The sequence below is a fragment of the Paenibacillus sp. Soil787 genome, assembly GCF_001429545.1.
Lineage (GTDB): Bacteria > Bacillota > Bacilli > Paenibacillales > NBRC-103111 > Paenibacillus_E.
The window spans coordinates 102,332-123,962 of record NZ_LMSP01000045.1 but is presented as its reverse complement, the minus strand read 5'-3'; the positions used below and the strand labels follow the sequence as shown (position 1 = coordinate 123,962).

The 21,631-nt window shown below is 44.8% G+C and carries 24 protein-coding genes, 1 pseudogene and 1 riboswitch; of the genes and pseudogenes, 2 read left to right on the top strand and 23 right to left on the bottom strand.

What is annotated here, in order from left to right; genetic code table 11:
• Position 1: 1 nt before the first annotated feature.
• The 5 genes from ASG93_RS29250 to ASG93_RS29230 form a co-directional block, all read right to left on the bottom strand.
• The gene (locus tag ASG93_RS29250) at positions 2-652 is read right to left on the bottom strand and encodes a precorrin-8X methylmutase (protein WP_056837912.1); all 651 of its coding nucleotides are present in this window, start codon (positions 650-652) and stop codon (positions 2-4) included.
• A gap of 5 nt (positions 653-657) precedes the next feature.
• Entirely contained in the window at positions 658-1,434 is a 777-nt protein-coding gene (cobK, locus tag ASG93_RS29245; protein WP_056837910.1) for a precorrin-6A reductase, read from the bottom strand.
• Entirely contained in the window at positions 1,431-2,426 is a 996-nt protein-coding gene (locus ASG93_RS29240; protein ID WP_056837909.1) for a sirohydrochlorin chelatase, read from the bottom strand. The genes cobK and ASG93_RS29240 overlap by 4 nt, the downstream gene beginning before the upstream one ends.
• A 19-nt stretch (positions 2,427-2,445) precedes the next feature.
• Positions 2,446-4,140 carry a precorrin-3B C(17)-methyltransferase gene (cobJ, locus tag ASG93_RS29235; RefSeq protein ID WP_056837907.1) on the bottom strand — a complete coding sequence of 565 codons (1,695 nt, stop codon included), beginning with the start codon at positions 4,138-4,140 and terminating at the stop codon, positions 2,446-2,448.
• A 142-nt stretch (positions 4,141-4,282) separates the two neighbouring features.
• A riboswitch (cobalamin riboswitch) is annotated at positions 4,283-4,486 on the bottom strand.
• 42 nt (positions 4,487-4,528) lie between these two features.
• Positions 4,529-4,759 carry a hypothetical protein gene (locus tag ASG93_RS29230; protein ID WP_056837905.1) on the bottom strand — a complete coding sequence of 77 codons (231 nt, stop codon included), beginning with the start codon at positions 4,757-4,759 and terminating at the stop codon, positions 4,529-4,531.
• 164 nt (positions 4,760-4,923) lie between these two features.
• Between ASG93_RS29230 and ASG93_RS29225 the strand changes: the two genes are divergently transcribed.
• The gene (locus tag ASG93_RS29225) at positions 4,924-5,502 is read left to right on the top strand and encodes a guanylate kinase (protein ID WP_056837902.1); all 579 of its coding nucleotides are present in this window, start codon (positions 4,924-4,926) and stop codon (positions 5,500-5,502) included.
• 64 nt (positions 5,503-5,566) lie between these two features.
• Here the strand turns inward: ASG93_RS29225 and ASG93_RS29220 are convergent, their stop codons facing one another.
• Both ASG93_RS29220 and ASG93_RS29215 read right to left on the bottom strand, forming a co-directional pair.
• Complete coding sequence (locus ASG93_RS29220) at positions 5,567-5,992, bottom strand: hypothetical protein (RefSeq protein WP_056837901.1); 426 nt, start codon at positions 5,990-5,992, stop codon at positions 5,567-5,569.
• A gap of 182 nt (positions 5,993-6,174) precedes the next feature.
• The gene (locus ASG93_RS29215) at positions 6,175-7,269 is read right to left on the bottom strand and encodes an MBL fold metallo-hydrolase (RefSeq protein WP_235551010.1); all 1,095 of its coding nucleotides are present in this window, start codon (positions 7,267-7,269) and stop codon (positions 6,175-6,177) included.
• Positions 7,270-7,479: 210 nt separating this feature from the next.
• On the opposite strand from ASG93_RS29215, the gene ASG93_RS34615 reads away from it, so the two are divergent.
• The gene (locus ASG93_RS34615) at positions 7,480-7,575 is read left to right on the top strand and encodes a YjcZ family sporulation protein (RefSeq protein ID WP_082615175.1); all 96 of its coding nucleotides are present in this window, start codon (positions 7,480-7,482) and stop codon (positions 7,573-7,575) included.
• Between the two features lie 140 nt (positions 7,576-7,715).
• Here the strand turns inward: ASG93_RS34615 and ASG93_RS29210 are convergent, their stop codons facing one another.
• The 16 genes and pseudogenes from ASG93_RS29210 to ASG93_RS29135 all read right to left on the bottom strand — a co-directional run bounded on the left by ASG93_RS29210 (position 7,716) and on the right by ASG93_RS29135 (position 21,578).
• The gene (locus tag ASG93_RS29210) at positions 7,716-7,946 is read right to left on the bottom strand and encodes a helix-turn-helix domain-containing protein (protein WP_056837899.1); all 231 of its coding nucleotides are present in this window, start codon (positions 7,944-7,946) and stop codon (positions 7,716-7,718) included.
• Positions 7,947-7,985: 39 nt separating this feature from the next.
• Positions 7,986-8,780, bottom strand: a pseudogene (spo0A, locus tag ASG93_RS29205) (sporulation transcription factor Spo0A).
• 233 nt (positions 8,781-9,013) lie between these two features.
• Entirely contained in the window at positions 9,014-10,354 is a 1,341-nt protein-coding gene (gene spoIVB / locus ASG93_RS29200) for a SpoIVB peptidase (protein WP_056837897.1), read from the bottom strand.
• 117 nt (positions 10,355-10,471) lie between these two features.
• Entirely contained in the window at positions 10,472-12,199 is a 1,728-nt protein-coding gene (gene recN, locus ASG93_RS29195; RefSeq protein WP_056837895.1) for a DNA repair protein RecN, read from the bottom strand.
• A gap of 15 nt (positions 12,200-12,214) precedes the next feature.
• A complete protein-coding gene (gene ahrC, locus ASG93_RS29190; protein WP_029197140.1) occupies positions 12,215-12,664 on the bottom strand; it encodes a transcriptional regulator AhrC/ArgR in 450 nt (149 codons plus the stop codon).
• A 2-nt stretch (positions 12,665-12,666) separates the two neighbouring features.
• A complete protein-coding gene (locus ASG93_RS29185; protein ID WP_056837893.1) occupies positions 12,667-13,119 on the bottom strand; it encodes a hypothetical protein in 453 nt (150 codons plus the stop codon).
• A 199-nt stretch (positions 13,120-13,318) separates the two neighbouring features.
• Positions 13,319-14,152: a TlyA family RNA methyltransferase gene (locus tag ASG93_RS29180; protein WP_056837891.1), complete on the bottom strand. Its 834-nt coding sequence runs from the start codon at positions 14,150-14,152 to the stop codon at positions 13,319-13,321.
• A gap of 37 nt (positions 14,153-14,189) precedes the next feature.
• Positions 14,190-16,076: a 1-deoxy-D-xylulose-5-phosphate synthase gene (dxs, locus tag ASG93_RS29175; RefSeq protein ID WP_056837889.1), complete on the bottom strand. Its 1,887-nt coding sequence runs from the start codon at positions 16,074-16,076 to the stop codon at positions 14,190-14,192.
• Positions 16,077-16,193: 117 nt separating this feature from the next.
• Positions 16,194-17,051 (bottom strand): polyprenyl synthetase family protein, encoded by an 858-nt coding sequence (locus ASG93_RS29170; RefSeq protein WP_056838208.1) that lies wholly within the window; start codon positions 17,049-17,051, stop codon positions 16,194-16,196.
• Between the two features lie 49 nt (positions 17,052-17,100).
• The gene (gene xseB, locus ASG93_RS29165; RefSeq protein ID WP_029197145.1) at positions 17,101-17,355 is read right to left on the bottom strand and encodes an exodeoxyribonuclease VII small subunit; all 255 of its coding nucleotides are present in this window, start codon (positions 17,353-17,355) and stop codon (positions 17,101-17,103) included.
• On the bottom strand, positions 17,342-18,712 hold the full coding sequence (xseA, locus tag ASG93_RS29160) for an exodeoxyribonuclease VII large subunit (RefSeq protein ID WP_056837887.1): 1,371 nt from the start codon (positions 18,710-18,712) through the stop codon (positions 17,342-17,344). The genes xseB and xseA overlap by 14 nt, the downstream gene beginning before the upstream one ends.
• Before the next feature lie 8 nt (positions 18,713-18,720).
• A complete protein-coding gene (folD, locus tag ASG93_RS29155) occupies positions 18,721-19,587 on the bottom strand; it encodes a bifunctional methylenetetrahydrofolate dehydrogenase/methenyltetrahydrofolate cyclohydrolase FolD (protein WP_056837885.1) in 867 nt (288 codons plus the stop codon).
• Between the two features lie 87 nt (positions 19,588-19,674).
• A complete protein-coding gene (gene nusB, locus ASG93_RS29150; RefSeq protein WP_047673943.1) occupies positions 19,675-20,133 on the bottom strand; it encodes a transcription antitermination factor NusB in 459 nt (152 codons plus the stop codon).
• 141 nt (positions 20,134-20,274) lie between these two features.
• Positions 20,275-20,502: a DUF2273 domain-containing protein gene (locus tag ASG93_RS29145; protein ID WP_056837882.1), complete on the bottom strand. Its 228-nt coding sequence runs from the start codon at positions 20,500-20,502 to the stop codon at positions 20,275-20,277.
• A 14-nt stretch (positions 20,503-20,516) separates the two neighbouring features.
• Entirely contained in the window at positions 20,517-21,077 is a 561-nt protein-coding gene (gene amaP / locus ASG93_RS29140; protein ID WP_056837880.1) for an alkaline shock response membrane anchor protein AmaP, read from the bottom strand.
• 87 nt (positions 21,078-21,164) lie between these two features.
• On the bottom strand, positions 21,165-21,578 hold the full coding sequence (locus tag ASG93_RS29135; RefSeq protein WP_056837878.1) for an Asp23/Gls24 family envelope stress response protein: 414 nt from the start codon (positions 21,576-21,578) through the stop codon (positions 21,165-21,167).
• Between the last annotated feature and the right edge of the window lie 53 nt (positions 21,579-21,631).

Here is a 21,631-nt window from a genome sequence, read left to right as displayed (position 1 = left end):
GCTACTCCTTGCGCGCCGCCATGATGGACAGCGCGTTGACGGCTGCGACAGCAACGGGACTTCCGCCTTTGCGGCCGATGTTCGTGATGAACGGAATGTCCAGCTTGGCCAGTTCATCTTTCGATTCCGCTGCGGAAACGAAGCCAACAGGCACACCGACGATGAGCCCTGGCTTCGCGATTCCTTCTTTGACGAGTCGAATCAGCTCCAGCAGGGCAGTCGGTGCATTCCCAATCGCATAAATAGCGCCATCCGCTTCCTTAATCGCTTTGCGAATTGAAATAATCGCCCGTGTCGTGTTCAGACGCTTTGCTTCTTCCATGACATCCTTGTCCGAGATATACACTCTCACATCGCCGCCGAATTGCTCGATACGCGGTTTGCTGATGCCGACTTGCACCATCTGAACATCGGCAACAACGAGTTTACCAGCTCGAATGGCAGCAATACCCGCTTCGATTGCTCTTGGGTGAAAGACAAGACTGCGTCCTAATTCAAAATCCGCTGAAGCATGAATGACACGCTGTACAACTGGATATTGCTCCGCAGTAAACGTATGCTCGCCTAATTCCTCTGTAATCATCTCAAAGCTTTTCTCTTCAATTTCTTGCGGTTGAACCGTTAAAGGTTTAAAATCCGTGTGAAAATCCATCGTATTTAGCCCTCCTTATGAATGCAATCATTTATAAATTGGATAACGCCTTGAAAGTCAGAATAATGCGTCCCATATTCAAGTTCCGGTCTACCTATGACAATACTCGGAATACCCATTTCCAGCGCTGCTTCGAGCTTCTCATCCACAGCACCGACTTTCCCGCTTTCTTTCGTTATCATCAAGGTAACTTTGTAATGGTCATAGAGAGCTTTATTTAACTCTTTAGAAAAAGGGCCCTGCATGGCCACAATATTTTTCTGCTCAATGCCTAGTTCCTCACATTTTTCCATATTATCTTGGCGTGGAAGCATCCGCGCAATGAGCCTAGTATCTGGAAGGCCGATCAGACGATCAGCAAAAATTTTCAATGTTTTGCTGCCGGTTGTCAGCATAATGCTGCCACGCTTCTCAGCTGCCAATTCTGCAGCCTGTTTATAATCGTCAACCGTCGTGATGAGCGCCCCTTCCTCGATGGACAAGCTTTGACGTTCGAAACGAACATAAGGTACAGCCGCCAGCTTCGCAGCCGCCATCGCATTCTTCGACGCTTCCTCCGCAAAAGGGTGGGTCGCATCAACAACTACGCGCAAGCCATTATCCTGAATAAGCTTGTTCATATCTTCCGCGGTTAGGCGACCTGTGAGTACAGGAAGACCTTCCGCCTCCATGCTTTTCGCTGCGCTTTCGGTCACAACTGTTGTGAGCACAGCATAACCTGCTGCGCGAATTCCTAACGCCAGCTCCCTCGCGTCACTTGTACCTGCAAGAACGAGTATCATCTTTTGTCACCTCTTGAATGAGCATGGTCATGCTCGTGATCATGCTTGTGATCATGGTCGTGACGATCGTGATCGTGTTTATGCTCGTGATCATGATCATGATGATCGTGATCGTGTTTATGCTCGTGATCATGATGGTCATGGTCGTGATGGTGATGATCGTCATGATCATGATGGTGATGATGATCAATATGCTTCATCGCCTCAAGCCGATATTGGCACATGTCACAGTTCATCTTCACTTCATCCTGGAGCGCTTCCTGTGCGCGTCCAATCAGAATCTCCTGAAGCAGCGGATGAAAGCCAAAATAAGGAGCCATCTGGAATTGTTTATCCGGATAAGTTTCCCGATATCCTTGAACCATCTGTTCCATACGTCCAATTAAAACACCTGTGAACAGGAAATACGGCAAAATGATGACATTCTTCGCCCCAAGCAGCAAACAGCGCTCAATCCCAGCATCCATCAGTGGTGCCGTAACTCCGATAAAAGCGGTTTCCACCCATTTCACCTGAAGCTTCTCCCAGAATAAGCGAGAGATTTTAAACAGATCGCTATTCGCATCTGCATCACTGCTTCCACGTCCTACGATGAGCAACGCTGTTTCACCTAAGTCCTCTTTCACTTGAACTCCGAGATCTTCTACCCTGGAGGATAAAATACCCAGAATTTGTTCATGCACCCCAATAGGTCTGCCGTATGTAAATTTCACCAAAGGATATTTAATTTTCGCGTCATCAATAGCAGACGGGATATGAATTTTCGCATGCCCAGCCGCAAATAAGATAATTGGAATGACCACAATATGAGTGGCTCTTAATTCTACACAGCGGTCAATTCCTTGCATGATCGTTGGTTGAACAAATTCAAGAAAACATGTCTCCACAATTTGCTCGTTCATTTTGCTTGCAATTTCGGAAACGAATTGGCGAACTTCCTCATTCCCGCCTTCTTCCCGACTCCCATGACCCACAAATAAAACAGCATTCATCCTTTATTTCCCCCTCATTCTAATCGCCGCAAATGGCATTTTCGATAACGAAACCTACCATTTCTTGATGGCGGTAGCCTTCAATTTCTTTGACACGCTTAAAAAATTTATGAAACCGTTCGTTCGGATGTCCTTCTTTTTGGTAACGTTCCACGATTCTGCCAACTAAATTGACAAGCTCATCAGGATCAATTCCTTCTGCAACAGGTTGAGCCGCATGTGCATTTCGACCTACTGTTTTTCCGCCAAGAAATAAATCAAATTTCTCTTTGCGATAGACGATGCCAATATCTTGCTGGACAGCCCCATAACAAGCCATTCCACACCCGTTGAACCCAATTTTCAACTCTTTAGGTACTTCTAGATTACCAATACGATGATGGATGGCTTCCGCATAAGGAATAGATTCACCTTTTTCCAAATTACAAAAGTCGCATGCTTTGATTTGGGCAACATCACCAATCGGTGATAACAATAAACCAAGTTCACTTAGTTCGGATGTAATCTGCTTAGGGTTATTGGTTTGCACACGAACAATCAGTTGATGATGCGGTGAGTATTCAATATCTCCTCGATCTCCAACAATCTCGCCTAACGCACACAGTTGGGCTGCTGTTAACTTTTTATTCGCAATACCGGGACTTACGGCAAACTCAAAGATAGATTGGGTTGCAGTCAACTTATTGTCAAATTCAAAAGACACCTCTTCATTCCCTTTGGATACTAGCTGCAAAGCTTCCATAGCAAGTTGTAAGGAGTTACTAGGAGTCAAATTCGAAGATGACTTCAGTTGAGAAGGTTCTTTGCTTTCAGTAACCACATCATCCATGAGCTCATCTTCTTCATCGAACTCCTCCATGGATTCATCAAAGTCCTGCTCATCCAATTGTTCCAAAGCCCAAGGCTCAGCCTCGGATTTCAACCTTTGATGTGGTTTAAGCGGCTGTGTTTCAGCCCCTAATGTGTATTTCCGCTGATAACCGCGTGGTGTAATCATAAGACCGTCATACAGCTTGGTTGCGGAATTACCAATAATAATGGTCGTTAACATGCCAATATCATGATTGAGCATTTCAGCAAGCGTCGTCACTACAACATGCTCGCGATCTCGATACGCGCTTTTTACAATCCCAACAGGCGTTAAAGGAGAACGATGCTTAAGGAGAATGCGCTGAGTCTCCACGATTTGTCTGGTCCGTCTACCGCTTCGCGGGTTATAGAGAGCAATGACGAAATCAGCCAACCCTGCTGCCTCAACCCGCTTCGCAATCAGCTCCCATGGCGTCAGATGATCACTTAAGCTAATCGTGCAAGAATCATGCATAATAGGCGCACCTAGCAGAGAACCAGCTGAATGAACCGCTGAAATGCCGGGAATCACTTCCACTTGGACGCCATCCTCACGGGTCCAGCCTTGTTCCATTAATACCTCATAGACAAGACCGGCCATCCCATACACACCGGCGTCTCCACTGGAAATAACGGCAACTTTCTTACCCTGCTTGGCTTGCCGTACAGCCTCTTGCGCACGACTCACTTCTTCCGTCATGCCTGTTCGAACCACTTGCTGTTCGGATAATAGACCTGCTATAAGATCCACATAGGTGTTATATCCGATGATAACTTCACTTTCCCCAATCGCTTCCCGAGCACGCTTCGTAATATGTTCAAAACTCCCCGGCCCAAAGCCGATAATGAGTAATTTTCCCGACAACTTGAATCACCCTTCCCCGTTAGTACACAACAAAAAAAAGCATGTCTAACATAAGTCTTATGTTAGAAATGCTTGGTAAATTACTACAGTTAATAAAACCAGAAGTAACCGCTCTCTAACACTCCCTAATTCCTCGTAGGGTTATTGTGTTGTTGAATTAGGCAGGTCTCCTGACTTAAATCATTCCCTTGCGCCTTCCCAGGTTGTTACCCAGTGACATGTAGCAAGGAGTTACCGTGATCAACGGTGATTTTTACAGTGGCGGGTCCGTGCTGGTATTTCACCAGTCTTCCCTTTTAACCATACACCCGAAAGGATATATGGCACCTAATTCCTATGATATGCAATTACGATCATCCTACCATCTATCGATAGGGTTGTCACGTATTTATTCATAGATGGCCTGGTAGAGACCTTCCATCAAACTCTGGTAACTGCTTGGATTATAGGTCATTTCAGCAAAAGAAACTTGAATGACCTTGTTGATCGTTTTAACGATAAAAAAACTATCATCCCCACGCTCTGCGTCAATATAAGTATAGCACTCTAAGTGATTGCTTCCCGTTTTTTGACGTAGAAATTCCGTTGCTTCCGCACTCAAATTCGCATATTTAGGCATAGTTAGGTTCCTTTCCATTTAAACGAAGTGTTGCTATCTATTATAACGTATTTTTACCCTTTGATTCCTATCAAAACGAGAAAGTATTTCTTTAATTTTCAGAATTTTCGTACTATAATGAATCTATCAAGATATCGCTTTCATTATATGAAGGAGGAATTGATATGAGCAGTCATGAAACGAATGGATTGGTGTTTGTCTTTACTGGCACTAGCGGTTCTGGTCGTAAAACAATTGCCCATCACATTGCCAAAGAGCTTGGTTTCTCATCTGTCGTCTCCTACACAACTCGAATACCTAGACCCAAAGAAATCAACGGGAAGGATTACAATTTCATCTCGCGCAAAGTGTTCATCGATAGTGACATTGCAGGTGAATTTTTTCAAACTGTTGAAATTGACGGGAATTTCTATGGGATTAAGAAAGCGGACATCGATGAAGCGCTTCGCAAAGACGGACTTATCTATGTCATTGTGAATCGTTATGCTGCTAATCGTTTCAAGTATACATTTGGAGAAAGAGCTATCCGCTTGTTCATCTATGTCAACAAACAAACGATATTGGAACGCATGCTTGCTCGAAACACACCAACGGACGTCATAGACCACTACATGAACCACTACATAGAGGAAGTCTCCTACCGCAAGGATTGTGAGCATGTTTTTGAGAATATGAATTTACAAGAAACGATCGACAAAGTGAAGGAAACCATGCTTGCCCACATGCCGACTACAACTAGTTAATGGGCTAATAACGTCAAGAGACCCGGTGACCGACATCACTGAGTCTCTTTTTACGTTCCAACATTCATTTTAATGGGGCTTTTTTCAGCTTCAAGGCCACGAATCCGCCTAATAGTGAAACCGGTACGATGACGACAAAACCAAGCAGCTCATACCATAACGGAATGCTATGATTAGTTAACATGGAATCAAATCCGACTGCAGCGCCGATGACGCCAATAATGGCTGCATTGAAATATTCGGCACGCTTCGCAACTTTAGCGGCGATGTATCCGCCAAGAAACGACCAGAACAAACCAACTACCATAAGCAAAAGTAATAAGCCGACATTCGAATATATAACACTTACATCCTGCTCATCCACCGGGCGATTAGCAAAATATATACCGCCAATTAACGAAGTCGATATCAAAGTCCCCAAGTTATCAACCGCTATACCCAGAAGTACACCCAGAAAATGAAATTTTCGTTCACTTTTTTGTTCAACCATAGATTCTTCTTCTCTCCTGATCACTTCGATCTACCAACCTTATCCATAATACCATGTGGCCGTCTTAGTATCCAGTTCTTACCTCGGAGACCTTGAAGACTCCGCTGTCTCTTCGGCAATCTTCTTCACGTAGTTATTGCGTCTTTACAAACTCATGGGTATGACGAAACTGCTTGACTCCTCTACTTCCACCAAGTTTCTATCGGATATTCCGCGGCATTCACGATGACAGTTTGACCTATTTTCGGTATGATAATTGACACTTTGTTAGTTTGCGCTGCCCTTATGGCACGCTCTACCGGATCTGTCCAGTCATGCAAGGCCAGCGTGAACGCTCCCCAATGTATCGGTATCATTAGCTTCCCCTTCACATCCATATGGGCTTTGACCGTTTCTTCCGGCATCATATGAATATCAGACCAGCGATCATCGTATTGACCGCACTCCATCAGAGTAAGATCGAACGGACCATATTTAAGCCCAATTTTTTTAAAATGAGAGGAATAACCACTATCACCACTGAAGAAGATGCTGCATTGCTTTCCTTTGATCACCCACGAGCACCAAAGGGAAGCCCCACGATCGGTCATGCTTCTCCCCGAAAAGTGTGTAGCTGGCGTACAGGCCATCGTTAAACCTTCAAACATAAACTCCTCCCACCAATCATGCTCCTCGATCCTCTCAGGCTGTACACCCCATCTGATCAGATGACCGCCAACCCCAAGAGGGACAATAAACTTGTTCACTTTATCCTTTATTTTCATGATCGATCCATAATCCAAATGATCATAATGATCATGTGACAGAATAACGGCATCAATCACGGGCAGCTGTACAATTTCAAAGGGCAATCCCCCACTATATCTTCCCTTCCCGAACCATGGAAACGGCGAAGGAGCTTTGCCGAGCATAGGATCTAATAATAGGGCTTTTCCATCGATTGTAAGTAGGGAAGCGGAATGACCAAACCAAGTCACTTTCGTTTCTTGATCCTTGATCAAATTGGGGGTTCCCATCGCAAATTGCGTTTTTGGACGTCGATTAGGACTGTTTTTCGCAAAATCACGCAAGATCCCCACCGTATTCCCGAAGCCCATATTCATCATGGTAGGAACAGGGTTTTCAAATTTCCCATTCAAATATTGAGAGGATCGAGAGAAAGCCTGTGCCTTCTCCTTCGAGGGTCTCCGCCCAAAAGCAGGGTAAACTTTCATAAAAAGAACAATAACGCACACAATTCCCACTACAATACTCGTTAATATAAGTAACAACTTCACTTCCGCCTCCAGGTTTAAGCTTATTGGAATAGTCTTTTTATGACTAGATGTATTAACGTAAATCCGCATCGTATGGTTCCAAGATTTGATTTCAATTTTTTTTCGAAAATAGGGACAAAAGCACAATCAGTCGATTCGCCCAAACATTCCTCCAAAATAGTCATAAGCTATCTCGAAACACAAACCACTTTCAGTTGGAGGTTGATTCGAATGAGTTGTGGAACTGGCGTAGGTTATACTTCTTCAGCAGCAATCTTGGTACTTTTCATTTTACTGGTTATCATCACAAGCGCTTTTGTTTGGTAAATTGAAACAAATACAGAAGGGCTACCTATCATCATAGGTAGTCTTTCTGACATTCCCCTAATCCATGAAAGTTTAATAAAACTAAAAAAGAACGCTCTGGGATTAGAGCGCCCTCTTTTTGATATATAGTCTTACAGCCATCAATTCAATACGTTTGCCTCGATCGAGACTAATTCATACAATTCATTCACATCACACCCTAGGGTGTCAGCGATAGATATAGCAGACTTAAGCGGCATAATTCTTTTGTTTTCAACAAAGTCGATAATCCGCTCTGGCTTGTAAAGCAAAGTTCGAGCGAGATCAAAGGCAGTCATGTTGGATTCAAGTAATCGCTCACTAAGCAGGCAGCGACCGAGCTCATATTTCATTCTGATGACCTCCGAAACATTACAAAGAATCTAACCCTCTCAAGAAACCTTATGCTCGATGCGAAGCTTATCAGCAACCATGGCGATAAACTCCGAATTTGTTGGTTTCGACTTCGAGATATTAATCGTATATCCGAAGATAAACGAGATGGAGTCAATGTTGCCGCGGGTCCAAGCGACTTCAATCGCATGACGAATGGCACGCTCGACTCGGCTTGGTGTAGTCTTGTACTTCTCAGCAATAGCTGGGTACAGAGTTTTGGTGATCGCACCAAGGATTTCGATATTATTGTAAACCATCGTAATCGCTTCGCGAAGATATTGATATCCTTTAATATGCGCAGGAACGCCGATTTCATGTATGATGCTAGTGATATTAGCATCTAAGTTTTTACCTTTAGGCATATGTACGATATTTGCACGTGATGTTGAAGTGGTTGCGGATGCTTGATTGTTACCAACAAGCTGGCGAATACGGTTCGTTAGCGTTTCCATATCAAAAGGCTAGAGAATGTAGTAAGAGGCTCCAAGTTGCACAGCTTTTTGAGTGATATTTTCTTGCCCAAATGCAGTTAGCATGATGATTTTTGGTTGTGTGGGAAGATTCATCTCACGCATTTTTTCAAGTACACCCAAGCCATCCAAGTGAGGCATAATAATATCTAAAATGAGTACATCCGGTAATTCACGCTGTTGTTCAAGAAAACGAAGAACTTCGTTACCGTTGTACGCCACTCCTACAATTTCCATATCCTCTTGCTCACCAATGAACTCTGATAATAAATGGGTAAACTCACGATTGTCATCTGCTAGTAACACCTGAATTTTTTGCAACTTAAAATCCTCCTTTAGCTACTCATACAAGTTGGTTATTCTCTCTTAAGTAAAGGTATTCGACACCCTAACTTAAATTCCTTCTGTCGAATATTATTTTTCTTTTCTTTTAATTCACTTTCTTATATAATAATAAATTTATCTTCTATTTCCAACATTTTTCGACAATCTCATATAAAGCTGTGTTTTTCCTGTAGAATAAAGGTTAAAATAAAATAAAGAATCAAAGGCTTTTAGCTCGCCTTTGATTCTTTGTACGAGGCTCCTGAAGAAGGTCTAAGGATAATACCTGAGTCCTGAAGCATCCACTCTATGAAACAACCGTAACCACTTGTAGGATCATTCACAAATACGTGAGTAACGGCTCCGATTAACTTGCCATTCTGGATAATGGGGCTGCCGCTCATCCCTTGCACAATACCGCCTGTCTTATCTAACAATCGCGGATCCGTGATTTTAATGACCATTCCTTTGGTTCCTGGAATGTCTTGTTTGGACACATGGACAACTTGAATGTCAAATTTCTCAACCTTCTGTCCTTCCACGACTGTATAAATTTGAGCAGGACCTTCTTTCACTTCTTCAGCGAAAGCAACAGGTATGGCTTCTTTATCCAAGCTGTGGTCAGGAGCAGCATACATTTTGCCAAAAATACCGAATGCTGTGTTTCTTTCGATATTGCCAATGACTTTACTATCTTTGTACAAGGTAGCATGTTTCTCGCCTGGATCTCCATTATGACTCTTAGAAATAGAGGTCACATTCGAGTACACAATATCGCCGTCTCCAACGATAATTGGCGTTTGGGTATCCATATCCGTGATAACATGTCCCAGTGCCCCGTACACGCCTTGATCTGGTGCGTAGAAGGTTAAGGTACCAACACCCGCAGCTGAGTCCCGAATGTACAAACCTAAGCGATAGGACTTATCTACGACGTCATAGACAGGCTGCAGCTTAACAATAATCTCTTCATTGTTACGAAGGATTTTTAGCTCCAGCGGTGATTTGCTTTCTCCGGATTTGGCTACAAGATCAGCAACCTTACTGACATCCTTGGAATCTTTACCATTGATCTTAGTAATTAAATCACCTACTTGAATTTTCGCTTCTTCACCAGGTGAAACTTTTTGGTCTTGGGCAACAGTTACTAAATGATGACCTACGACCAAAATACCGGCAGACTTAATTTTCACACCGATAGTTTGACCACCTGGGATGACTTTCAAATCCGGCACTACATTGACTTTAACGGTCTTGATGGGGATTGCACCGAATAGCTTGAGCTTCATTTCTGTTTGCCCAGAGTGATCGGATTGTAAAGAGATGGGTTCTTTCAAATTAACTTGAAATGAGTGCTTGGCATTGCCGTTAACCTTTACAATATCCGTATCTTTTACCGTGACTTGGGCGTTGACCGGCATTGTTAGTTGGAGCTGCTTCCCTTGCCCGCTGAATAAGCGAAGTTCCTGGGGGAAGGAGGCAAAGCTTTGAAAAGGCGGAGACAAACTTACCATACAAACGAAGAAGACGAGCAGGAGTCCGAACAATCTTTTTCTTTTGCTGGATTGCAATATCTTCACGCTCCTTCACACTTCCTGAGCCCTGACGATTGTCGTCGTCAAATGCGTACCTTTAAGTTAACCCCACTCACCCCGTTTTATAACTGAAAATGCTGACTATCTATACTTTCATGCCCTTGCTTTCTTATTTCTTGCCATGGCAAGCATTTCCCCAGCATGATGCAGGGTGGTTTCCGTCACTTCGACACCTCCGAGCATTCTCGCTAATTCCTCAATTCGTCCAGAATCAGGCATATCTTGAACACGTGTAAATGTTCGTTCTTGATCAACCTCTTTCCGAATGTAGAAATGAACATCTGCGAAACTAGCCACTTGAGGTAAATGCGTAATCGAGAAAACTTGGCAGTTTGTCGACAGTGCGGATATTTTTTCGGCAATAGCTTGCGCCGCGCGGCCGCTTACACCAGTATCCACTTCATCGAAAACAAGGACAGGAATTTGATCAATCCTTGCAAATATGGTTTTCATCGCGAGCATAATACGAGAGAGCTCTCCGCCAGAAGCAATTTTACTAAGACCGCGTAAAGGCTCTCCAGGATTGGGTGCCATGAGAAACTCAATTTGATCGATCCCTTGCCGTGAGTAACGTACTTTGTTGCCTTCAACAAGAATCCCGCGTTCGTCAAATGTTTGTTCCACTTGTACACGGAACTGCGTGCGTTCCATCTGCAGATCGCGAAGTTCATGCTCAATTTGATTTGCAAGCTGTTCAGCAATCCCTTTGCGCAAATTGGAAAGATCCAAAGCCGCTATGCCCAGCTGTTTTTCTTCGGCCGCAAGCTTGTCTTCTAATTTGCGAATATGCTCATCTTTATTTTCAATGGTATCGACTTCACTTTTAATTTTATCCAAATAAACGAGTATTTCTTTAATATTCTCTCCATATTTTCGTTTAAGAGACGTGATCAGATCTAATCTTTGTTCAATAAAATCCAAACGTGAAGGGTTAAACTCGATGCCATCTCGATAGTCGCGCAGTTGGTATGCTGCGTCTTCCATTTGATAATAAGCAGATTGCGCCTGCTCGAGAAGAGGACTTAGCTTCGTTGGATCAAGTTGTACGATATCCTGCAGTCTGGAAACAGCCTTTCCGGCAGCATCTAAGCCGCGGTTCGTCGCGTAGAGGAAATCATACGCCTCGGAAGAGCTTTGAAATAATTTTTCCGCGTTAGCCAGCTTTCGCTTCTCTTCGATTAAGGTCTCATCTTCCCCCATTTTGAGCTTTGCAGCCGAAATTTCATCGATTTGAAAGCGATATAAATCAAGCATTTGTAGCGCCTGTTTGCTAGTTTCTTGAATCTCTCGCAGCTCTTTTTGCAGCTTCATATATTGATCATAGCTAGCTTGATAGTTTTTTTTCGCGGCCTCAACTTCAGAATCACCGAATAAATCAAGAGAATCTATATGTTCATCTACATTCAACAAGGATTGATGCTCATGCTGACCATGAATATTAACCAGCCACTCCCCTGTTTTGCGAAGCATTGTCAAGTTAACAAGCTGACCGTTAATTCGGCTTGAGCTTTTACCCGATGCGGTGATTTCTCTACGAATGAGTAAATGTTCACTAGCATCCGCACTTATGCCAAGTTCTGTAAGCGTATGCCAAACCGGATGCGCAGGTGGTAATTCGAACAACGCTTCAATCTCCGCTTTGTCGGCACCATAACGTACCAGCTCCGAAGATCCTCTACCGCCAACAATGAGTGTTAAGGCATCGATAATGATCGATTTACCTGCACCTGTTTCTCCTGTTAGGACATGAAAACCAGCTTTAAAACGAATATGTACATGTTCAATTACAGCCAAATTACGAATCGAAAGTTCTGTAAGCATGTGCTCCCCCTGAAATTAAGATAGTAATGACATGACTTCATCCACAAAAGTAAGGCTATTCTCTTTGCCGCGGCAAATCACAAGAATGGTATCATCTCCGCAAATTGTTCCCATAACACCGTTCCACTCCAGATTATCAATAAGTGCGCATATCGTATTCGCGGTGCCTGGCAAACATTTCATCACGACAAGATTGTCGGTATGGTCGATGCTTACAAAATGGTCACTTAAAGCTCTACGCAGTCTTTGCATCGGATTAAATCGCTGATCAGCAGGCATGGAGTACTTATATCTGCCATCATCCAAGGGAACCTTAATCAGATGAAGCTCTTTGATATCGCGTGAGACTGTCGCCTGTGTGACATGAAAGCCAGCAGCCCGAAGCGTCTCCACCAATTCATCCTGCGTCTCAATCTCGTGGTTCGTTATAATCTCTCTGATTTTTACATGCCTTTGACCTTTCATCCTTACACCTCTATATGAAATGTGATTTTTTTAATTTTGTTTAGAGCCATATCCACATAAAGCATGCCGTCAGCTTCTGGGTAAATCAGACTATAGGCTAGCAGCATATCACGAACAGCGCTGCCTGTCATTTCAAGCGGTTTACGTTCCTTCGCTACTTTCACGAGGTAAATCTGTTCTTCTTTCTGAGCAAAATAGTCAATGAATAGCCGGCTTTCCAGCTGTTCTCTTTCATTGATCGTCATGCTGATGGGGATTTTGGTTTTACCTGCAAGCACATCGAAGCCGGCCCCTTCAAGCAGCTCCACGACTTCATCCTGTGGTACTACTGAGTGTCTAGGAATCCTTCTTCGCTTCTTTTTCGGTCCGTCAAGCCACCTTTGGAATCGCCAAAAGATAATGCCTACAACTATGATCAGGATTAACAAAATGACTTTAACATCGCCTTGTTCCATGTCCTTCACCTCGCCATAGTATTCGCGAATTTACCCGGAAAACCCTTTTTTATGAAGTAAGGATAAACGACTCCGTCGTCCTTCTGGGACGAGCGCATTTGTCAAGGTAGATGCGAAGCAAAAGTATAAAACCTTATACTTTACTATCTACTGAAAAAACCCATCTCTGGGCCGCAAAAAGGCGTTCTCAAAGATGAGTTTATTTACCGTGCAATTTTTGTGCTTCTTTGACTGTCTCCGTTATCAAAACTTTCAGAGAAGAAGCGTCAGCAAGAGAAGTACTTTCATCTGTATCACTAGACCAATAGGCAAGGAATTCAATATTCCCTTCCCCTCCTGTGATTGGTGAGTAGGTCAGCCCTATCAAGCGAAAGCCTAACTCTTCTGCAAAAGTTAACACAGTAGTCAGCACATCCACATGCACATCGGGATCGCGTACAACACCGGATTTACCAACTTTCTCTCTACCTGCCTCGAACTGAGGTTTAATGAGGGCAACCACTCGCCCCTGATTTAACAAGATCTCTTTCAATGGCGGTAAAATAATACGCAATGAAATGAAAGAAACATCAATGCTTGCAAATGTAGGTCGTGGACCGTTCAAATCCTCCATTTTCGTATAGCGAAAATTCGTTCTCTCCATAACATGAACACGTTCATCATTACGAAGCGACCAGTCCAATTGATTATAACCAACATCGACAGCATACACAGAAGAAGCACCATTTTGCAGAGCACAGTCTGTAAACCCGCCTGTCGAAGCTCCGATATCTAACATAACTGCTCCGTTTAAGTCGATATCAAAGTGTTTCAATGCCTTCTCTAACTTAAGGCCGCCCCTGCTTACATAAGGATGAATGGCACCTTTCACTTTCAAAACAGCCTTTCGGCTGATCTTCATTCCCGCTTTATCTACTGGTTCTTCGTCAGCAAAAACAAGGCCTGCCATAATGGCGGCCTTTGCCTTTTCTCTACTTTCGAAATAACCTTGCTCAAGAAGCAATAGATCTAATCGTTCTTTATCCGATGACATTGTGTTTGTGTTACTCCTATTCTTATCATCCATAGCCTTAAGCTCGTTGTCGTTTACGCGGCACTAGCTTCTTCACTTCAGCGATTAAGTTTTGAGCGGTAAGTCCAACTTCTTCAAGTTGTTCCTTCACGCTTCCATGCTCTACGAAGTAATCCGGAATACCCATGATTTGAACGTTCAATCCTACGACCCCTTTGGCTGCATAGAATTCCATGATGCTGCTGCCAAGTCCGCCTTGGATTGCCCCTTCTTCCATCGTGATAATTGGAATAGACTCGCTCGCTAACTGAAGTAAGTAGGATTCATCAAGCGGTTTAATGAATCGTGCATTGACAACGCGAAGGTTGATGCCTTCCTTAGCTAATTGTTCGGCTGCCTCTTCAGCAATCTGCACCATCGGTCCAACAGCAAGTACAGCAGCATATTCACCGTCACGTAGTGTCTCCCACGTACCAATTGGAATCGCTTTTGGCGCTTCAACAATGCTCGATCCCGTTCCACTGCTTCTTGGATAGCGGTATGCGATAGGTCCATCATTGTACTCAAGCGCAGTCTGCATCATATCTCTTAACTCACGTTCGTCCTTCGGCATCATAACAACAATGTTCGGAAGAGTCCGTAGAAATGAAATGTCGAAGGCACCATGATGGGTCTCGCCATCTGGACCCACAAACCCCGCACGGTCAATTGCAAATGTAACATTCAGCTTCGGACGGCAAATGTCGTGAACGACTTGGTCGTAAGCTCGCTGTAGAAAAGTGGAATATACCGCAAATACAGGTTTCAAACCTTCACTCGCAAGTCCTGCACAAAGTGTAGCCGCATGCTGCTCCGCAATCCCGACGTCAATCATCCGGTTAGGGAATTGCTTCGCAAACTTCAGTAACCCTGAGCCTCCAGGCATAGCAGGAGTAACCGCAATAATTCTGGAGTCCTTCTCAGCAAGCTCGATTAACGTATTCCCAAAAATTTCTGTATACATAGGAGGACCTACGGATTTAAGCACTTGACCTGATTCGATCTTGTAAGGTCCCAGACCATGCCATGTATGCGAATCCTTCTCCGCAGGTATATAGCCTTTTCCTTTGGTTGTAACGACGTGTACAAGCACAGGACCGTTCACTTTTTCTGCTTGCTTAAGCGTATCGAACAGTACCTGTAAATTATGTCCATCAACAGGACCGATGTATGTGAAACCCAACTCTTCGAACCAAACTCCATTTAGAACAAAATATTTGAGACTGTCCTTCAGTTTTTCCGCTGTTTTTGCCAGCGTATCGCCGATGGCAGGAATTTTCTTCAGTAAATGTTCAACTTCTTCTTTGGCTTTCAAATAATGACGATCCGAACGAATTTTACTCAAATAATTATGAATAGCCCCGACATTGGGCGCAATCGACATTTCATTGTCATTCAGAATGACGATAATATTTTTCTTTTCATGACCAATATGATTCATAGCTTCCAGAGCCATACCACCAGTAATCGCCCCATCACCGATTATGGCAACAACTTTATTATGTTCACCTTTGAGATCACGCGCCATCGCCATACCCATGGCGGCTGACAGAGAAGTACTGCTATGTCCGGCTTCCCATACGTCATGTTCACTTTCGGAACGCTTCACGAATCCACAAAGCCCCTTGTACTTGCGCAGGGTATCGAATTTATCTTTGCGACCGGTTAAAATTTTGTGTACGTAAGCTTGATGACCCACATCAAAAATAAATTTATCGTACGGGCTGTGGAACAGGGTGTGTAAAGCAATGGTGAGCTCAACCACGCCTAAGTTCGGGGCAAGGTGTCCCCCTGTAACGGACAGCTTCTCAATCAGAAATTGACGGATTTCACCAGCCAATGTCTCAAGCTCCGTCAAGGATAAACGCTTCAAGTCCTCAGGCCGATTGATTTGTTCGAGCAGCACGCTTGTTTCCTCACTTTCAATGTGAAAATACTGAGATCGATTTCACTATTATATCATAATTTGGGTATTTCGTGTAAAACGACAAAAATGCAACGAGAAAATACACGCAACATAGGATTAATGATCCCTCTGCATTAAGTAATCCGCCAGTTGGAGAAGCCTCTCAGGGTGCGCAATCTGTGCACGAAGCAGTGTTTCTTTGGCGTGATTCGTTAAATCCTTGACCTTCTGCTCCGAAGCTTCCATCCCGATAAAAAAGGGATAAGTTACCTTCTGCTGCTTCTCATCGCTCTTCACAGGCTTACCTAACTTCTTCTCATCACCGATAATATCCAAAATATCATCCTGAATTTGAAAAGCAAGACCAATGGCATTGCCGAATTCACTAAGTGCACTCAGTTGCGCTTCCGTTGCGCCGGCAATATGACCGCCAGCACGTAAGGAAAAAACAATGAGATCACTTGTCTTATGCGTATGAATGAAAGCTAATTCTTCAAGCTTTGTTATGCCTTGCTCCCCGAGCATATCAGCGGCTTGACCGCCAACCATCCCTCTTGCTCCTGCATATACGGCAAGTTCTTCTGTAATGGCCAGCACGCGTTCTGCTGGAATGCCATGACTTTTATGAGCTTGCGTAATGCTGAAGAATGCTTGAGTCAGCAATGCATCGCCAGCTAGAATGGCCATAGCCTCACCATATACCTTATGATTCGTCAGCTTGCCGCGGCGATAATCATCATTATCCATTGCTGGCAAATCGTCATGAACCAGGGAGTATGTATGAACCATCTCAATGGCTATTGCAACAGGCATCGCTGCCTCTAGGGAACCCCCAAGCACTTCAGCTGCTGCAAGTACCAGAATGGGGCGCAAGCGCTTGCCCCCAGCCATTAAGGAATAGTTCATGGACTCACGAAGAGAACCAGGAACGTCCCAAGCTGCAGGCAGCGCCTGAATTAAAGCCGCTTCGACCATGTCTGCATGGGAAGCTATATATTCATGAATCGTAGACGTCTTATTCAACCTAATTCCCCTTATCTTCCAAGACAGGCTGGAAAGGCTTCCTGCTTACAGTACCCGTTTCACCTTCAACCAGCATCTCAATTTTCTTCTCTACTTGTTCAAGCTTCACACCGCACAGATGGGAGAGCCGAACGCCTTCCTGATATAACTCAATGGCTTTCTCCAAAGGCACATCGCCGCTTTCCAATTGGGCAACAATACGTTCCAGCTGTTCAATGGCCAGTTCAAAGCTAACTTCCGTTTCACTCGTTGACATCTTTGTTCTCCTCCATCCCCGATACCTGACAATTCAACCTTCCGTCCTTGAGACGAATCTTAACGAAATCCCCAACCTTCACTTGGGAGACGGAACGAATGAGCTCATGCTCTCGTTCGTCGTACGCCAAGCTGTAGCCTCGCTGCATGACCTTCAGCGGGCTGAGGGCGTCCAAATGACGGACGCCGGACTGCCACTCCTGCTTCTTCGTACGCAGGAGGGTCTGCATAGCCGTGAGCATCTGCCGCTCCGCCGTATTCAAACGGCGCCTTGCGGCCACGGCCTGCTCTTTGGGATTGAAGCTGGATAAGCGGCGCTCCAGCTTCAATCGCCGTTCCGCCAGCAGCGTTAGGCGCTGGCGCATACGAAACCTAAGCTGCTCCGCCAGCCGGTCGAGCCGCTCCGCAGGCTGCATCAGCAGCTGCCTGCGGGGGTTCGTCAGGAACGGAGAGCGCTTCGCGCGCTCCAGCCGTTCCTGCTTGCGGCGCAGCTGCTGGAGCAGCCCGTAGTGCAGCCGCTGCGCGAGCTGCGATAGCTGCTGCTTCAGCTCGAGGTGGTGCGGCACCGCGAGCTCGGCCGCCGCCGTAGGCGTCGGCGCTCTGAGATCGGCGACGAAGTCCGCGATCGTGAAGTCCGTCTCGTGGCCGACGGCCGAGATGATAGGGATTGCGGAGGCCGCGATACTCCGCGCAACGGCTTCCTCGTTGAAAGCCCAGAGCTCCTCGAGCGAGCCGCCGCCGCGGCCCACGATGAGCACGTCGGCTTCACCGAGCCGGTTCATCGCTTCGATCGCCTTGACGATCGAAGGCGCCGCTTGCGCCCCCTGTACCAAGACTGGGTACAGGAGAATCGGAATCGACGGAAAACGCCGCTGCAGTGTGATGATGACATCACGAATGGCGGCCCCCGTCGGAGACGTGATCACGCCGATCGCGCGCGGAAACCGAGGAATCGGTTTCTTGCGCTCCGCCGCGAACAGCCCTTCCCCTTCGAGCTTCTTCTTAAGCTGCTCGAAGGCCATATACAAGCTGCCGATGCCATCCGGCTGCATCGCCGTCACATAGAACTGATATGCTCCGTCTCTTTCATATACGGAAATATTACCGCGAGCGATCACTTTCGTTCCCTCTTTCGGTATAAAACCGAGCTTCTGGTTATGAGAAGCAAACATGATGCTTTTGAGCCTGCCATCCGCATCTTTAATAGTAAAATACATATGGCCGCTGGAATGGTGAGTAAAATTAGAAATTTCCCCACGAACCCAAACATCCTGCAGTCGGGAATCGCCTTCTAGCATGAGTTTAATATACCGGTTCAAATCCTTAACAGATAAGATCTTCGTCTCGTTTCTCGCCATACTCCTTGTTAAACACTCACATTCGCTTTAGCTGCGCGACCCGCTGCATCTACCGTGTTGCGAAGAAGCATGGTAATCGTCATGGGACCTACGCAACCAGGTACGGGTGTGATGCTACTTGCAACCTCTTTAACCGCTTCGAAATCAACATCCCCTGTCAGTTTACCGTCAGCAGGACGATTCATCCCCACATCGATAACGACAGCACCAGGCTTCACGTGATGAGCTTTAATCAAATGCGCTTTACCGACAGCAACAACAAGAATATCCGCTTGTTTCGTGATTTCCTCCATATTCGGAGTACGGGAGTGAACAATAGATACCGTCGCGTGCTCGCGTAGAAGCAGCATAGCCATTGGCTTGCCAACGATGTTGCTTCTTCCTACAACAACAGCATGCTTACCAGCTATTTCTACTCCAGTGCGTTTTAGAATTTCGATTACACCTTGCGGTGTACATGGCTTCATGCCGTCTTTGCCAATCATCAAGTTGCCGACATTAATGGGGTGGAAACAATCTACGTCCTTAAGCGGATCAATTTCGTCAACAACAGCTTCTTCATTGATATGCTTAGGCAGCGGCGATTGAACAAGTATGCCGTTAATTCGGTTATCACTATTAAATTTATGAATAAGTGCGATTAACTCTTGTTGTGTTGTATGTTCTGGCAAACGATGGACTTCGGAATAAATCCCTACATCATCGCAGGCCTTCGCTTTGTTTCTTACATATACCTGTGACGCCGCATCTTCTCCCACAATAACAACAACAAGACCAGGCTGGCTGCCCTGCGCTGTTAGCGCGGCCGCATCCGACCTGATCTCCTCACGGATGGAACTCACGAGTTCTTTCCCATTAATAACTTGTGCAGACATGTTATTTCCCCCTAAGAGTTTTGTGAAAAACATTTGCTTCGGGCTTGCTAAAGCTAAATATATAAATGGTTGAATAATCAATGTTAATTAGGATGGTGTTACTTTACCCTTTAAATCTTCAACTTCTTTAATCATTTTACCAAGTACACCGTTAACGAACTTACCTGACTCCTCCGTGCCATAATGCTTGGCCAAATCAATCGCCTCATTGACGACAACTTTAGGTGGAACATCATCTCTGTACAGCATTTCATACACAGCCAAACGCAGCACTTCACGATCAATCCGTGAGAGCCTGTCCATCGCCCAACCTTTTAAGTACTCTTCAAGCAGTTCATCAATTCTAACTTTGTTACTGTATGTACCCTCAACGAGTTCAATAATGTAAAGAGGGTCAATTTTATCTCCGGAAAAATTCAACTCTGTTTCATTATCATGCTCTGCTTCATGAATCGCAATTTGGACAGCTTCCTGAGGTGTAGCCTCATTCATCTGGATTTGGTAAAGGCTTTGTACAGCAATTTCTCGTGCAACTCTGCGTTTCATTGTGGTCCTCCTAAAGTTTTCGCCAGAAAACTGACTTCGTAAGCATTCGATTGTGTAATTCGTCCTAAAAAACTCTTTTTACTAGTATACGTCATATTGGAATGAATCCAAACAAAAAAATCCATGGTAGAACCAGGGATTTTAGCGAAACATTCTCCATTTTTGCGTGAGGTAGCGCCAAATGTCTTCAAGAATGACGAAATTTTCTTTCCGATCCAATTTGTTCCCTACATACAATCCGAGCAGAACAATGAATCCAAAGATCAACATATCCCAAAAACCAAAAAATAAATAAATGAAGCCGAAGAAAACGCCTGCTGCCACTCCGATCACTTTGCCCCTATGGGACGCCCACAGCTCATTCCACATGAGTGGGTTCACCTCTATTCGACTCGGCTTTTAAAAGTTGGGGCTGATTGCACGATGTTCGCTACGAATACGGTTACGGAAGCTACAGGAATGCCAGTAATATCTTCGATGTAACTTTTCACTGTACTTTGCATCTCTTCAGTAAGTTCAGGAATCGAACTTTCCCCATCCACAATAGTTCTGATCGTAATTTCTAGACCTGATTGATTCACCCTAACACGGGCACGTAGATCTTTGGAACCTTTGATACGACCAGCAGCTTTCAAAGATAAATTCTCAACCGTTTCGATCGAGATGCGAATATCTCCGAAATCCGTTCGTTGGTCAATCGATGGCGCCTGAGAACGACCACGACGCAGCGTCAAAATGAGGAAGCGAACAGAGATCAGCAGCATGATTAAGCTGATGATAATCGCCGGGTACGCAAAGCTTTTTTCGAAATAAAAATTTCTTAGCATTTGGCCTGCTTGTTCTAACGGGATCCAGCTCGAAGCTGTGAACAAAACAACGATAGAAGCAATTAGAATAATTAGGCTATAGAGAAGTAGCAAGAGCCTGTCCACAATTTTACCCACGTAAGCTTGTCCCCTTCCTATAGTTAGAGGAAACCCCCTGCAACCTGTAGGGGGTTTCAATTGATCCATATGGATGCAGCAATCCGCCTATTTCACTCGAAGGGCAGCTGCTGTTTCTTCTTCAACCGGTTTATCTGCCTGTTTAAAATGAACATCATGAATATGAACGTTGACTTCAACAACGTTCAAGCCTGTCATCGATTCAATTGCCTGCTTCACATTTTGTTGAATGTCGCTTGCAACTTCAGGAATTCGATTGCCATATTCAATAATGATGGAGACGTCAATGGCTGCTTCACGTTGTCCGACTTCTACCTTTACGCCTTTGGACAAATTCTTGCGTCCAAGTAATTCAGCAATGCCGCCAGCTAATCCGCCACTCATCCCCGCTACTCCTTGCACTTCCACCGTTGCCAAACCGGCAATGATTTCGATAACCTCGGGGGCAATTTGGATGCTGCCCATGTCTGTTTTAACGTAATCCGGAGCGATTGTGCTCATTGTGGCACCTCCCTAGAGTTTGTGGAACAAACTTTCTTCGTAAGCATTCTCTT

Bases quoted from the DNA above. Each gene is read 5' to 3' on its own strand.
- ASG93_RS29170 (WP_056838208.1), bottom strand. From the start codon at position 17,051: ATGGTCGAAGCGGCTTTAATTCAGGCGCTGCCTGCAGCTTGGGACGTT.
- ASG93_RS29145 (WP_056837882.1), bottom strand. From the start codon at position 20,502: ATGTGGAATGAGCTGTGGGCGTCCCATAGGGGCAAAGTGATCGGAGTG.
- ASG93_RS29185 (WP_056837893.1), bottom strand. From the start codon at position 13,119: ATGGAACAAGGCGATGTTAAAGTCATTTTGTTAATCCTGATCATAGTT.
- ASG93_RS29220 (WP_056837901.1), bottom strand. From the start codon at position 5,992: ATGGTTGAACAAAAAAGTGAACGAAAATTTCATTTTCTGGGTGTACTT.
- ASG93_RS29135 (WP_056837878.1), bottom strand. From the start codon at position 21,578: ATGAGCACAATCGCTCCGGATTACGTTAAAACAGACATGGGCAGCATC.
- ASG93_RS29180 (WP_056837891.1), bottom strand. From the start codon at position 14,152: ATGTCATCGGATAAAGAACGATTAGATCTATTGCTTCTTGAGCAAGGT.
- ASG93_RS29225 (WP_056837902.1), top strand. From the start codon at position 4,924: ATGAGCAGTCATGAAACGAATGGATTGGTGTTTGTCTTTACTGGCACT.
- cobK (WP_056837910.1), bottom strand. From the start codon at position 1,434: ATGATACTCGTTCTTGCAGGTACAAGTGACGCGAGGGAGCTGGCGTTA.
- ASG93_RS29210 (WP_056837899.1), bottom strand. From the start codon at position 7,946: ATGAAATATGAGCTCGGTCGCTGCCTGCTTAGTGAGCGATTACTTGAA.
- nusB (WP_047673943.1), bottom strand. From the start codon at position 20,133: ATGAAACGCAGAGTTGCACGAGAAATTGCTGTACAAAGCCTTTACCAA.
- ASG93_RS29250 (WP_056837912.1), bottom strand. From the start codon at position 652: ATGGATTTTCACACGGATTTTAAACCTTTAACGGTTCAACCGCAAGAA.
- ASG93_RS29230 (WP_056837905.1), bottom strand. From the start codon at position 4,759: ATGCCTAAATATGCGAATTTGAGTGCGGAAGCAACGGAATTTCTACGT.
- ASG93_RS34615 (WP_082615175.1), top strand. From the start codon at position 7,480: ATGAGTTGTGGAACTGGCGTAGGTTATACTTCTTCAGCAGCAATCTTG.
- xseB (WP_029197145.1), bottom strand. From the start codon at position 17,355: ATGTCAACGAGTGAAACGGAAGTTAGCTTTGAACTGGCCATTGAACAG.
- folD (WP_056837885.1), bottom strand. From the start codon at position 19,587: ATGTCTGCACAAGTTATTAATGGGAAAGAACTCGTGAGTTCCATCCGT.
- xseA (WP_056837887.1), bottom strand. From the start codon at position 18,712: ATGGCGAGAAACGAGACGAAGATCTTATCTGTTAAGGATTTGAACCGG.
- ASG93_RS29240 (WP_056837909.1), bottom strand. From the start codon at position 2,426: ATGAATGCTGTTTTATTTGTGGGTCATGGGAGTCGGGAAGAAGGCGGG.
- ahrC (WP_029197140.1), bottom strand. From the start codon at position 12,664: ATGAAAGGTCAAAGGCATGTAAAAATCAGAGAGATTATAACGAACCAC.
- recN (WP_056837895.1), bottom strand. From the start codon at position 12,199: ATGCTTACAGAACTTTCGATTCGTAATTTGGCTGTAATTGAACATGTA.